The sequence below is a fragment of the Glycomyces luteolus genome, assembly GCF_027622875.1.
Taxonomy (GTDB): domain Bacteria; phylum Actinomycetota; class Actinomycetes; order Mycobacteriales; family Micromonosporaceae; genus Glycomyces; species Glycomyces luteolus.
Map to the genome: position 1 here is coordinate 42,381 of NZ_JAPZVP010000025.1, position 12,605 is coordinate 54,985.

The 12,605-nt window shown below is 68.7% G+C and carries 15 protein-coding genes and 1 tRNA gene; 4 read left to right on the forward strand and 12 right to left on the reverse strand.

The annotated features are described in order from the left end of the window. Nucleotides 1-39 precede the first annotated feature (39 nt). The 8 genes from O1R50_RS23315 to O1R50_RS23350 all read right to left on the reverse strand — a co-directional run bounded on the left by O1R50_RS23315 (nt 40) and on the right by O1R50_RS23350 (nt 5,665). Complete coding sequence (locus tag O1R50_RS23315; RefSeq protein ID WP_270112657.1) at nt 40-369, reverse strand: nucleoside triphosphate pyrophosphohydrolase family protein; 330 nt, start codon at nt 367-369, stop codon at nt 40-42. A 73-nt stretch (nt 370-442) separates the two neighbouring features. Then, nucleotides 443-604, reverse strand: coding sequence for a hypothetical protein (locus O1R50_RS23320; RefSeq protein WP_270112658.1), 162 nt, complete (start codon nt 602-604; stop codon nt 443-445). Nucleotides 605-817: 213 nt separating this feature from the next. Beyond that, the gene (locus O1R50_RS23325; RefSeq protein WP_270112659.1) at nt 818-2,122 is read right to left on the reverse strand and encodes an ABC transporter permease; all 1,305 of its coding nucleotides are present in this window, start codon (nt 2,120-2,122) and stop codon (nt 818-820) included. Between the two features lie 21 nt (nt 2,123-2,143). Continuing rightward, nucleotides 2,144-3,439, reverse strand: a complete 1,296-nt coding sequence (locus tag O1R50_RS23330; RefSeq protein WP_270112660.1) for a hypothetical protein — start codon at nt 3,437-3,439, stop codon at nt 2,144-2,146. A 66-nt stretch (nt 3,440-3,505) separates the two neighbouring features. Continuing rightward, entirely contained in the window at nt 3,506-4,078 is a 573-nt protein-coding gene (locus O1R50_RS23335) for a DUF3180 family protein (RefSeq protein WP_270112661.1), read from the reverse strand. After that, nucleotides 4,075-4,596 (reverse strand): 2-amino-4-hydroxy-6-hydroxymethyldihydropteridine diphosphokinase, encoded by a 522-nt coding sequence (gene folK, locus O1R50_RS23340; RefSeq protein ID WP_270112662.1) that lies wholly within the window; start codon nt 4,594-4,596, stop codon nt 4,075-4,077. The genes O1R50_RS23335 and folK overlap by 4 nt, the downstream gene beginning before the upstream one ends. Beyond that, nucleotides 4,593-4,958 (reverse strand): dihydroneopterin aldolase, encoded by a 366-nt coding sequence (folB, locus tag O1R50_RS23345; protein ID WP_270112663.1) that lies wholly within the window; start codon nt 4,956-4,958, stop codon nt 4,593-4,595. Before folB ends, folK begins: the two co-directional genes overlap by 4 nt. Nucleotides 4,959-5,011: 53 nt before the next feature. After that, a complete protein-coding gene (locus tag O1R50_RS23350) occupies nt 5,012-5,665 on the reverse strand; it encodes a hypothetical protein (protein WP_270112664.1) in 654 nt (217 codons plus the stop codon). Nucleotides 5,666-5,777: 112 nt separating this feature from the next. Here O1R50_RS23350 and O1R50_RS23355 point away from each other — a divergent pair. Together O1R50_RS23355 and O1R50_RS23360 are read left to right on the forward strand one after the other, a co-directional pair. Next, nucleotides 5,778-5,853, forward strand: a tRNA-Arg gene (locus tag O1R50_RS23355). Between the two features lie 174 nt (nt 5,854-6,027). Further along, nucleotides 6,028-6,729, forward strand: a complete 702-nt coding sequence (locus tag O1R50_RS23360) for a glycoside hydrolase family 11 protein (protein ID WP_270112665.1) — start codon at nt 6,028-6,030, stop codon at nt 6,727-6,729. A gap of 346 nt (nt 6,730-7,075) precedes the next feature. Here O1R50_RS23360 and O1R50_RS23365 read toward each other — a convergent pair whose 3' ends face one another. After that, entirely contained in the window at nt 7,076-7,387 is a 312-nt protein-coding gene (locus O1R50_RS23365; RefSeq protein ID WP_205325899.1) for a hypothetical protein, read from the reverse strand. Nucleotides 7,388-7,873: 486 nt separating this feature from the next. On the opposite strand from O1R50_RS23365, the gene O1R50_RS23370 reads away from it, so the two are divergent. Further along, a complete protein-coding gene (locus O1R50_RS23370) occupies nt 7,874-8,119 on the forward strand; it encodes a DUF397 domain-containing protein (RefSeq protein ID WP_270112666.1) in 246 nt (81 codons plus the stop codon). Between the two features lie 118 nt (nt 8,120-8,237). Then, a complete protein-coding gene (locus O1R50_RS23375; protein WP_270112667.1) occupies nt 8,238-9,122 on the forward strand; it encodes a helix-turn-helix domain-containing protein in 885 nt (294 codons plus the stop codon). Between the two features lie 140 nt (nt 9,123-9,262). Here the strand turns inward: O1R50_RS23375 and O1R50_RS23380 are convergent, their stop codons facing one another. The 3 genes from O1R50_RS23380 to O1R50_RS23390 all read right to left on the reverse strand — a co-directional run bounded on the left by O1R50_RS23380 (nt 9,263) and on the right by O1R50_RS23390 (nt 12,537). Continuing rightward, entirely contained in the window at nt 9,263-10,084 is an 822-nt protein-coding gene (locus O1R50_RS23380) for an SAM-dependent methyltransferase (protein ID WP_270112668.1), read from the reverse strand. Nucleotides 10,085-10,309: 225 nt separating this feature from the next. After that, nucleotides 10,310-11,449 carry an LCP family protein gene (locus O1R50_RS23385; RefSeq protein ID WP_270112669.1) on the reverse strand — a complete coding sequence of 380 codons (1,140 nt, stop codon included), beginning with the start codon at nt 11,447-11,449 and terminating at the stop codon, nt 10,310-10,312. Nucleotides 11,450-11,583: 134 nt separating this feature from the next. After that, on the reverse strand, nt 11,584-12,537 hold the full coding sequence (locus tag O1R50_RS23390; protein WP_270112670.1) for a UDP-glucuronic acid decarboxylase family protein: 954 nt from the start codon (nt 12,535-12,537) through the stop codon (nt 11,584-11,586). Nucleotides 12,538-12,605 lie beyond the last annotated feature (68 nt).

Below are 12,605 nucleotides of genomic sequence, written 5' to 3' on the forward strand. Positions count from 1 at the left end.
CCTCATGTCCGCGCTGGCGACCCGCCGAAGCTCGCGGTGCTAGCGGTCGTCGCCGCTCCCGCCGAGCACGCCCCGCCGCTGTCGGTCGGCGAGCTTCGCGATGTTGTGCTTGGCGACGTCCTCGAGGGACAGATCGAAGTGGTCGGCGATGACCGCGAGGTACCAGAGCGTGTCGCCGAGCTCCTTCTTGACGTCCTCGGTGTCCCACTGCGAGAAGTCGCTGCCCTTGTCGCGGATGATCTTCTTCGCCTTCTCGGCGATCTCGCCGGTCTCGCCCACCAGCCCCAGCAGGAGGTGGAACAGCTCATTGAGCTTGTCTCGAGGCGCGGCCGTCCGCAGCGCCGCCTGCTGGTACTCATCCATGTCCATGCCGCAACCCTAGAAACCCCGGCAGCGGCGGATGCATCCGGAATGCCGCGATCGCCCGGAAGCCGGCCGAGGCTCACGGAGCGGGCTGCACCACGACGCCGCCGAACCGCGCCTCGCCGGCCCGGTAGACGATTCCGTCGACCAGCACGCGGCCGTCCTCGGTCACCTGCTCGCAGACCGTGCCGTCGTCGGCGTGGACCGCCGCGAAACCGCCGCTGAGGCTGACGTTGCCCATCCTGACCGGGCGTTCCGCCAGGTCGGTCGCCCGGTCGGCGCAGCCGCCGCACAGCGCCTCCGGGTATCTCGGCGAATACGGGCGAGGCGCCCCGTCGTGAGGGCAGGAACCGTGCGATCGCGGATGTGCTTGCTGGCTGCTCATACTGGCCTTCGCTGTCGGTGAGATGCAACGGCCGGCCTCCCTCTCGGGCGGCCGGCCGTTTCGTTCCCGCTAGCGCTGCGGGGACACCGCATCCGGGAGGGTCGGTTCGAACAGGCCGGTGCCTTCAGGGCCGTCGGCCGGCTCGAACGGGCGCATCTTCTGCGTGTATATGCCGTTGTCGGCCTCGACCGCCTCCTTCGGACGGCCCAGGCGGTCGAGGGCGAAGGAGACGAAGAGTGCCACGAGCAGGACGCCGACATCGATCAGCGGAGCGAAGTCGTCCTGCCAGGAGGCGTCTCCGGCCTCGACCATCGCGTGGTTCCACAGCACCGCCCCGGCCCAGACGGCGAGCACCGCGAGCACCGTGCCGAGCACGCCGCCGCGGCGGCCCCACAGGCTCGTTCCGCCCAGCAGGACCGCGGCGAACGCGAGGAGCTGCAAGTCGATCGAGGCCGAGCCCAGTCCATACGGGCCGAAGCCGAGCGAGGTCGGCTCCGTGCTCGGCGCGAGCGTGTAGGCGAACATCAGGAAGCCCGCGCCCGCGGCGAGCAGCATCGACATGACCGTGCCGCCCAGGAGCAGGAACACGGCTCCCGCGCTCCGCTCACCGCCGTCGGCCATCCGCTTCACCCCGCTGAGGCCGTCGCGCACACCGGGAGCGAGGCCGATGAGCCCGCCCGCGACCGCGAGGACGACCGCCCCGGCGAACACGTACAGGCCGTTCGGCGGATCCCACATCGCGACCGAGTCGATCCCGCGCGACTCCGCGAGCCGCTCGACGGCCTGCGCCGAAGCGACGAACGCGGCCGCCAGCGCGAGACCGGCGAACCACGGCGGCACCCGGAACGCCGCCACCAGCAGCACGAACACGAGCGCGGCCACAACGGCCGCCGCCGCGACGAACCCGGCGCAGATCCACAGGTTCGCGTCGACCGGCCGGGCGACCCAGCCCACGGTGATCGCGACCGCCGGGACCGCCAGGTTCACCGCGCCGAGGCGCAGCGACAGGCCGATCGCCAAGGCCGCCAACAGCACGGGGGCCAGATACAGGGCGTGCTGGTCGAACGCGTCCGCCAGGGAGCCGAACTCCTCGCCGAACAGCTCGTCCTCGCGGCGGTAGACCAGGAACAGCGCGTTCAGGGTCAGCAGCAGCAGGATCGCCTCCCAGATGAACTGGAACGCGAGCCGGTCGCGCGGCACCGCCGGCTCGGTGTACTCCACCGCCGCGGGCCCCTGGCCCGCGAACGGATCGATCGGGCCGCCGTCGCCCGTGGTCGGCATGCCGACGGGAGGAGCGGTCGGAGGCGGCGTGAACTCGAGCTGGCGGGTCTGGTCGAGGGCAGGTTCATCGCGGTCAGGGGGTACGTAGGTCATGCGTCCGTCCTTTTCGGGGTGTCAGCGGCCGTGGCGCGGCGAACCGTGGCCGTCGCGCGGGGCGTCGCGCAGGTCGTCGAAGACGCCGGACGCGCCGAAGGGATCGGCGGCCGCGCCCTGCTTCGGGATGCCGCCCGTAGTGCGGATGCCGCCCGTGGTGGACCACGGGTCGCCACCGGACCCGAGACCCGCGAAGTCCTCGTCGTACTGGTCGAACGAGTCCGTGCGGTCCCGTTCGACGGGCGGCGGGTCGTCCTCGCGGAGATCGTCGAGGGAGCCGGCGCGGCGACTGGAGGCCACCTCCGTCTCGTCAGCGGTGTTCATGACCTCGACCAGACGCGTCACCAGGAACCCGGCGACAATGGCGCCCAACGCGATCCAGCTCGGATCGAACGACCAGCCGCGGCCTTCCGCAAGCCACATCAGGCCGAGCACCAGCGCCGACGCGAACACCGTCCCGCACACGCCGCCACGGCGGCCCATGAGGCTCGTCCCGCCCAGGAGCGCCGCACCGAGCGCGACCACCGTGAGCAGGATCGGATCCGGGAGCGCGGCGGCGCCGCCCTCGGGAACAGCGGTCCACGCCGCCACCACACCGGCCGCACCGGCGAGCGTCGAAGAGAGCAGCACGCCGAAGAAGACGAGCCCGCCCCGGCCGTGCCGCTCCCCCACCGGGGTCTCGCGGATCGGCGCCAGCCGCCCGCGGACACCGCCGAACGAACCGACGAGGCCGAAGAACAGGGACACACCCGCCGCGGCACCGAGTGCAGCGAGCACGCCGGTCCGCGGGAGCTCCGCGAGCATGAACGCCGAAGGATCACCGGCCTGCCCGGCCCACAGGCCGATCGCGCCGCCGACCGCGCCGCTCGCGGCCCAACCGGGAGCGCGCAGCCAGGCCGTCAGGGTCGCCAGCACGATCCCGACGAACGCCGCGACGCCGAGGCCGACGCCCAGCGCCATGGCCGCGCCGGAACCGGAGGCGTCCACGAACATCCACGCGGCGATCAAGGCGATCGGGCCCGCCGCCAGGTTGACGGCGCCCACCCGCAGCGAGACGGCCATCGCGCTGGTCAGCATGACCACCGGCGCGAGCGCCGCGAACAGGCCGGTCCACGAGCCCTCCGCGAAGGGCCCGCCATCGGACTGGGTGAGGGCGAACAGGACGCCGCCCGCGAGGAGCAGCAGGCCGATCTCCCAGACCACATGGACGGCCATGCGGTCGGACGGGGTCTCGTCGTCGCCCGACGGCGCCGACTTCCCTGCGTCAGTTCTGATGAGAGTCGTCGAATCGTCTCGACTTGGGGAGTCAAACTTCATGGGGCGCACCTCTAAACGCGCGAAATATTGGGGATATGGGGGGATGGGTCCAGCAATCGGGGTCGGTCAGGGACGGGTCGGCTCGTCGGCATCCCGCTCGCGATGCTCGTCGTCCTGCGGGGGAATGCGGCAGGAGTGCTCGAGCCAGAGCGCGGCCGCCGTGAGCGCGGCGCACGCGATCGTGCCGACGACCGCTTTGGGCAGGTCATCGGCCGCGGCGGTCAAACGCCCGGACTGCACCGCGAGCCACACGGTGAAACCCAGGTAGGCGCCGAAGAAAGCGGCACCGGCGATCGCGGCGGCCTTGGCCAGTACCGCGAAGCGGGCGATCTGGAGCGCGTGCTCCGGACCCTCCAGGCCGCCGGACGCCCGGGACGGCAAGCCGCCCGCATTCGTCCCCTGCGCCTGCCTGCGGCTCGGACGCAGGGTCTTGCGCGTAGTCCACGCCATCCACGCCAGCAGCGCCGCCAGCGCGAGCAGGACCGCCGAGTTGTACCAGCCGAGGTCGGGGGCCTGCTGGTAATACCGGGCAACGAGCAGCAGCGTCAGCGCGGCCCCGACCAGACCGACCACCGCGAGGGTGGACGGCGAGGTTGGCCTGAGGCTCGGTCGGGGACCGTGCTCGTCGTCACTACTCATACTGCTCCTGACCATATCGGGTGGAGCCTGCGAAGCGCGCGCGCGTCCGCCGCCACCGACTCGTCGCGTAGCAGCTCCCTCACCCGACCCTTGCCCGGGACCTCCGCGTCACGGTCGATCGCGAACCATGGGACCAGCACAAACGCCCGCAAATGCGCGAGCGGGTGCGGCAGCATCAAATGGGGTTCATCAGAGAGAACGGGAGCGCCGTCGTCCTCGGTGACCGCGATCAGATCGACATCGAGCGTGCGCGGACCGTAAGGCCGCTCCGGGTCGCGGACACGACCGGACTCGGCCTCGAGGCGCTGGCCGAGGGCGAGCCAGTCCTCGGCGGTGCGGTTCGGGTCGGAGGCGATGACGGCGATGTTGTAGTACGTGGGCTGCTCGTCGTCGCCGCCCCACGGCAGGGTCTCGTAGACCTCGGAGACGGCGTCGGGGTTCACGGCGGCGATGGCGGCGGTGAGCGCGGCTTCGCGGTCGCCGAGGTTGGAGCCCATGCTGAAGACGACGCGGGTCATCGCACTGACCTTTCGATGGTGACGGATACATCGGTGAAGTGCTGCGCGATGGGCGCCTGCGGCTTGTGGACGGTGACCACGGCCGAGTGCACGCGGTCGAGGGCGAGGCAGGCGTCGGCGAGGCGCCCGGCGAGGGTCTCGATGAGGTTGACGGGTTCGCCCGCCACGATGTCGGCCAGGGTGTCGGCGAGCGCGCCGTAGTCGACGGTGTGCTTGAGGTCGTCGCTGGCGGCGGCTTCGGTGGTCGAGGTGCGCAGGGCGACGTCGATGATGAAGTCCTGCCCGGCTTCCCGCTCGTGGTCGAACACGCCGTGGCGACCGTGCACCCGCAGGCCGGTCAAGGTGATCAGGTCGGTATCCACGCGCCCGAGCCTACTCGAACGGGGGGCCGCGTCGAGGAAGGACGATGCGCAGGCTATTCGGCTTCGCGCTCCACCGCGTCGGCCTCTCCGCCTTCTTCCCTGGCGCGCACCACAAGCCATGTGGCGACGGCCAGAATGACCCCGGCGACCAGGATCGGAATCAGCCGCAGATTGCCCCCGAGCCAGTCCAGCAGCTCCAGGTACTGCGACGTCGGATCCACCAGGACCAGCGCCGTGAACAACGCGGCGATCCCCCCGGCCGCCATGACCGCCCAGGACCGCCAGCCGCCCATGATCCCGAACCGGCGCCCGAGCACCTGCGCGGCGTTGAAGATCCGCTTCGCCCGCAGCACCCGGATCGACCCCACCAAAGTGACCAGCCGCAGCACCTGCGCGCCCCCGGCGGCCACCACCAGACTCACGAGTGTCAGCAGGCAGACCACGAGCATCCACTTGTGCCGCCACAACCACTCGCGCTTCCGTTCGGCGGCCAGCAGCAGAATGACCGACTCGGCCCAGAGCACGATCCCGGCAGCCCAGCCGATCACCTTGCCCGCCATGGCCATCTCGCCGTCGGACCAGAGCGTGAGGAACACCGCGGGCACCGAGGCGCACACCGCGACGATGACGGGCAGCCGCAGCTTGAACTGCAGGAAGCGGGCGAACACAGTGAGCTTGTCGGGACGCCCAGGGGGCAAAGGGGTCACCACTCCAATCTACGGAAACACTGCACGTGACGAGGTACTGGACCGGACCGTCAGGCATCGCAGAACGCCCGCCAGCCCGGGACCATGCGATGCGTTAAACTCGTGCACTGCCGCCCCCGTAGCTCAGGGGATAGAGCGTCGGTTTCCTAAACCGTGCGTCGCAGGTTCGAATCCTGCCGGGGGCACCATTCTGCTCGGCGATATCGTTTCGCAGCTCCAGCAACTCCTGTACCGGGTTCGCCGTGCCCGGATTCCGGAAGTTCCGGAGAAAATTCCGAAAGTTCTTCGAAACTTATTGACGTGCGTTGATATCCTTCGCATACTTCTCAAATCGACAAACTTCGATGCGATTTGGAGGACGCATGTCCGCAGAACCGAAGGACCAGGCCCAGGGGACGCCGTTCAGCCGCAGGGGGCTCCTGCTCGGCGGCGGGGCGCTCGCGCTCGGCACGGCTTCGGCGCTCGTGGTGCCGAGCGCCGCGAACGCGCAGACGCTGACGCAGAACGCGACCGGCACGCACAACGGGTACTACTACTCGTTCTGGACCGACTCCCAGGGCCGGGCCTCGATGACCCTCGGCTCGGGAGGGAACTACAGCAGCACCTGGAACGGCGCCAACAACTGGGTCGGCGGCAAGGGCTGGGCCAACGGCGGGCGCCGCACCGTCAACTACAACGGGTGGGTCAACCACGGCAGCAACGGCTACCTGGCGCTCTACGGCTGGACCTCGAACCCGCTGGTGGAGTACTACATCGTCGAATCCCACGGCCCGTACAACCCCAGCAGCGGCGCCGCCAACCGCGGCACGGCCTACATCAACGGCAGCAACTACACGCTCGGCCACTCCATGCGCTACAACGCCCCGTCGGTGGAGGGCACGAAGACCTTCGCGCAGTACTGGAGCGTCCGCCAGAACCTCCGCAGCACCGGCACGATCGACACCGGCGCCCACTTCGACGCGTGGGCCCGGGCCGGCATGAACCTGGGCGCCTTCAGCTACTACATGATCATGGCGACCGAGGGCTACCAGTCCACCGGCAGCTCCAACATCACCGTCAGCTGATCCGAGTCGAAGAGGGAGGCGCGGCCCGTCGCCCAGGCGAACCCGGTGCCGCGGATCCACAGCAAGTTGAAGGCCATGGAGCGCTTGGCGAGTCCCTTCGCGGCGCTCGCGGAACTGGTGTCGAAGCTGCTGGATCTGGTGCAGCGCAACCAGTCCCAGTGACGGGGAAGCGGGCGGGGCCGAGGTCCCGCCCGCTGTTTCTCAGTGTGTCAGCACTGTTCGCGACTATCAAGATCGATTGCAGAGCTCGGGGAGGCCCCCACCGGCCTCCCCGAGGCTCTATCCCACCAAACAGAACAAAGTCTCGGTCGCGCGGCGACCCTGCCGACGCCGCGACGGCGCGTTCTCAGCGGAAGCGCGCCGTGTAGATGTCGCCGTCGCGGATCCAGGCGAGCTGGAGCGACGCGAACATGTCGTCGACGATCTCTTCATCGGGGAGCCCGTAGTGCTCGCCGAGGCTCCGGCCGCGGTAGTGCCACAGGAGTCCTGCCTGGACCTGGGCGGCGTCCGCGGTGTGCTTCCCGCATGAGCGGGCGCAGCGGTAGAGCACGTGTCCGCTGCGGTCGTATTCGATCGCCATCACCTGCTGGCACATCGAGCTCCGCAGCTTGCCCGCCGCAGCCGCACCCAGCAACGTCTGGGCCTCGAGACGTTCCATGGACCCCACCCCTCTTCGGCGACGATCAGACCTCACCGGACGAGGCCCGGCCAGGCTCTGCAAAACCACTGGCTTGTCCGGTTATGCGATGCGGGCCGCCGCGAGGCGAAGGCGATCGCCGACCGCGGAGATTTAGCCTCTTTGGTCGACACTGCGTCGTCGCGCACACGAGCGCCGGTTTGACGGCTTTTCGAGTCCGTGACAACGGTCGCACACTTTCTGCGTCCGTGTCTATGTGCATTGTCACATGAATCGTAACATGCATCGACACGGGGCAGATGCACGTGCATCTGCGCGAGCATCCTCATGTGCACTCACTCTGTGTAATGTGGGACACTTAGTCCGACCAGCGATGGGGATGTCGGATATCTCCTCCGCACGGCCGCTCTGGTAGGTCCGTGCCCGGAATTTCCGGCCGAACCGGATGCCGGTCACATTTACGAAAGATCCGGCCGGAAACTCCGGCCACTGGTGGAAGGATCTCGAATGGACAACGCACGCAACGGCATCCCGGCAGGGGAACTCCCCTCGACGCTGAACTGGCGCAAGAGCGTCCGCAGCGGCCCGAACGGCGGCAACTGCGTCGAGTTGGCGACGCTTCCCGGTGGGGAATCGATCGCAGTCCGGAACTCGCGTTTCCCCGAGGGCCCGGCCCTCATCTACACGGTCGCCGAGATCCGGGCGCTCGTCGAGGGCGCCAAGGACGGCGAGTTCGACGACATGATCGGCTAGCCCCCTTCGGGCGAGAGCCCTTGGGCAGCACACTCACCCTGGCGGGACCGGTCGAACGGCTACCCTGTCAGGGTGAGTTTTTGGTCTGCGGCGACTTGATCCTGAAGGGAGGTGAGCGATGGCGAAGGTGAGCTCGGAAGACCTGCCGAGCGGGACGACGACCCTGCGCGTCATGATCGGCGGCAAGCTCCGGCAACTGCGCCAGGACGCCGACATCTCCCGCGAGGAGGCGGCCTACGAGATCCGCGCCGACGCCACCAAGATCAGTCGCGTGGAGCTGGGCCGCGTCTCGTTCCGGCTGCGCGACGTGCGCGACCTCATGGTCATGTACGGCGTCACGGACGAGGACGAGATCGAGCGCGTCGTCGAGATGGCCCGAGAGGCCAACCGGCCGAGCAAATGGAAGCGGTACAACGACTTCCTGCCCGACTGGTTCAGCAACTACCTGGAGATGGAAGGCGCCGCCTCCATGATCCGCACCTACGAGGTGCAGGTCATTCCCGGTCTGCTGCAGACCGAGGCGTACGCCCGCGCGGTGCTCATGCTGGGCTACGGCCACACCCCGCTCACCGAGATCGACAAGCGGATCGAAGTGCGCATGAAGCGCCAGGAGATCCTCTACCGCGAGGAGAAGCGGCCCGAGCTGTGGGCCGTGATCGACGAGGCCGCGCTGCACCGCCCGTTCGGCGGCGCGAACGTCATGCACGAGCAGATCAAGTCCATCATGGACATCTGCGACAGGCCGAACGTGCGCGTGCAGATCGTGCCGTTCACCGCCGGCGCCCACTCCGGTGCGGGCGCGCCCTTCACGTGGCTGCGGTTCGCGTACGAGGAGCTCAGCGACGTGATCTACCTCGAACACCTCACCGGCGGCCTGTACCTCGAGCGTGACAACGAGATCGACGCCTACCAGGCGGCCATGGAGCACCTGTGCGTGCAGGCGACCCAGCCGCACCGGACCCAGGACTTCCTGCACCGGATCATCAAAGATCGTTACAGCTAGTAACCGCCGGAGCGTCTGGACGGTTCTGCACCGAAAACCAAATCTCACCCGATCGGGTGAGCCCCTATCGGGTGAGACCCGGTTCGCGGAGACGACAAAGGCGCACGCCGGCCCGGCGCGCGCCTTCGGTGTCGCGGAGGTCAGGGCTTGTAGGCGAGGCCGGCCATGATGATCCGCTGGTGCTCCTCGAGGTCCTCCACGGCCGGGACCTCCCGGTCGGGCTCCCCGGGGAACCAGCGGGTCGGGTACTCGATGCCCGGAGGCACGAGCGGCAGCCCCTGGAAGTGCGCCTCGATCTGCTCGGGCGTGCGGATCCAGCCGTTGCCGAGGGCCTGGATGCAGGACTTCTCCATCGCCTTCTGCTCCGGGTAGCCGGTGTCGGCGAAGTCGGTGATGTGCAGGTAGGACCCGCTCGGGCAGGCGTCGAGCAGCGTCTTGATCCAGTTGCCCGGCTCCTCGTCGGGGTGGAAGTGCATCATCAGGCCCACGACCATCAGCCCGACGGGGCGGGTGAAGTCGATGAACTTGTTGACCTCGGGGTGGTCCAGGATGGTCTGCGGGTCGCGCAGGTCCGCGGTCACGATCGTCGTGGAGTCGTTGGTGGCCAGCAGCGCCCGCCCGTGCGCGAGCACGATCGGGTCGTTGTCCACGTAGCAGACCTTGGCGTTCGGGTTGATCCGCTGCGCCACCTGGTGGGTGTTCTCCATCGTCGGCAGGCCGGCGCCGATGTCGAGGAACTGGTCGATGCCCTGCCGGACGACGTAGTCCACGCCCTTGGTGAGGCCGAGGCGGTTGTCCTGGCTGGCCTCCTTGATCTTCGGCACGTGCTTCGCGATCATGGCGGCGCCTTCGCGGTCGACCGCGAAGTTGTCCTTGCCGCCGAGGGTCGCGTCGTAGACACGGGCAATGGAGGGCTTGGAGATGTCGAAGTCGGGGACGTACTCTTCTGCGTTCTCTGCCATCGGTGCAGCCTCTTCGTCGAAGGAACGGTGAAAATATCGTACGACCTGGATCACATGGACGAACGTGGGGATCACCCCATCGGGCCACAGTGCTCACATTTGCTTCAGACGAATCATCAACCACAGCAAGCACTTCTGGTGACAACGGTCCACTGCGGTCGCTCGCGGGGCCGGGGAACGGCGAAGGGCCCGTGCGCTTTCGCACGGGCCCTTCGGTCGCTGTCGCTATTCCTCTTCGTCCTCGGGGTTGGCCGCGATCCACTCCTCGACCTTGTCGTCCCGCACGGCCTCCCAGAGGCTCACGGCCTCGGGGTTGCTCGGCTCGGGGTCCTGGGGGTCGTCGGCGTAGATGACGACGGACTGGCCGCCCTGCTCGCCGGTGCCGAGGTTCGGGGTGGTCATGAAGACCAGGTCGTCGCTGCGCATGTCCATCAGGTTGATGGCGGTGGAGACCGCGTTGAACTCGGTGTCCACCTTCACCGCATCCGAAGTGGAGTCGATGAACGCGGTGAGCTTGTCCTCGTCGGTGAGCACCCCGGCGCTGAGCGCGGAGTCCATGATGGCCTTGATGAGCTCCTGCTGGTGGCGCATGCGGGCGAAGTCGCCCTCGTTGTACTGGTACCGCTGGCGCACGTAGTCGAGGGCCTGCTCGCCGGTCAGCTCGGTCGGCCCGGCCGGGTAGAACATGTGCTCCCCGTGGATCGACTCGATGCCGGGCGGGTCGGTGATGTAGCCGTCGGCGTCGGCCGCCTGGATGTCCATCGTGACGTTGCCCAGGGCGTCGACGACCTTGATAAGGCCGTTGAAGTTGATCTCGACGATGTGGTCGATGCGCACGCCGGTGAGGTTCTCGATGGTGCGCACCGTGAGGTTCACGCCGCCCCACGCGTAGGCCGCGTTGAACTTGTCGGTGGTGTCCGAGACCGTCGCGTCGGGGTCCTCGGGGATGTACACGTAGAGGTCGCGCGGGATCGAGATGCCGTACGCCGCGTTGCCGTCCTCGTTGACGTGCATGAGGATCGTGGTGTCCGAGCGGGCGTCGGCCTCGTCCTCGCCCTCGCGGTGGTCCGAGCCGATCACGAGGAGGTTCAGCGCCTGGTTGGTGCGCTCGGGGCGGTCCTCTTCGGGGATCGCGTCGAGGTCGAACGCGCGGTCGAGGTCGGCGTTGGTGCTGTTGGCGGTGGACCAGACGGCGAAGCCGCCGCCGGCCGCCGCGATGGAGGCCACCAGGCCGATCCCGGAGCCGATGAGGCCCCGGCGGGTGGGGCCGCCGGCCGCCGCCTGGGCGACCCGGGCTCCGCCGCCGCTGCCGCCTGCGGGCGGCACCGAGGCGCTGCCGCGGTAATTGGAGCCATATTGCGTCATGGCCCCAGCTTACGTGGTGACCGCCAAGGACCTCGGGCGTGGAAGCCCCAGTCGTACCTCGGAATCCTCTCAGGTGACGGTGAGTCCGAGCACCCTGCGGATTGGCGGCACTGCGCTCGCTGGCGAGTCGCGCTCTACCTCGGGCGCGACTCCGTCGCGAAGTAGTCGATCGTCGTCTTGAGACCCGACTCATAGTGCACCTGCGGCTCGTAGCCGAGCAGCTCGCGGGCGGCGGTGAGGTCGGGGCGGCGGCGCTCCGGGTCGTCCGAGGGACGGTCGGTGTACTCGATCGTCGAGGGCGAACCGGTGAGCCGGAGGATGATCTCGGCCATCTCGCGGACGGTGAGCTCGTACTCGGTGCCGAGGTTGACCGGGCCGTACTCCCCCGATTCAAGGAGCATGACCAGGCCGCGCACCAGGTCGTCGACATAGCAGAGCGAGCGGGTCTGGGTGCCGTCGCCGTGGATGGTGAGCGGCTCGCCCGCGAGGGCCTGCGAGATGAAGTTGGGGATGACGCGGCCGTCGTCGGGGCGCATCCGCGGGCCGTACGTGTTGAAGATCCGCACGATCGCCGCGTCGAGGCCCTTGTGGCGGTGGTAGGCGGCGACGGCGGCCTCGCTGAAGCGCTTCGCCTCGTCGTAGCAGGAGCGGATCCCGATCGGGTTCACGTTGCCCCAGTAGGACTCCGGCTGCGGGTGCACCTGCGGGTCGCCGTAGACCTCGGAGGTCGAGGCCATGAGGAAGCGGGCGCCGTCGGCGAGCGCGCGCTCGAGGGCGTGGAACGTGCCGATCGAGTCGACGCGCAGGATCTCGAGCGGGATGGTCGCGAAGTCGACCGGGCTGGCCGGGCACGCGAAGTGCAGGACCGCGTCGAACGGCTCGTCCCCGACGGGCAGGCCTTCGGTGACGTCGGCTTCGACCACGGTCAGGTTGGGGTGCTCGGCGAGGTTGTCCCTCGAGCCGGTCACGAAGTTGTCGACCGCGGTCACGTCGCAGTCCTTCGCCAGGAGCGCGTCGACCAGGTGGCTTCCCACCAGGCCCGCGCCGCCGGTGACGAGGATGCGGCTGCCTGTTCCGTAAGTAGTCATCAAGATCCAAGATTATCAGGGTTGGCCTCGCGTTCACCTGGGCGCAAGCTGAGAATTCGCTCCAAGCA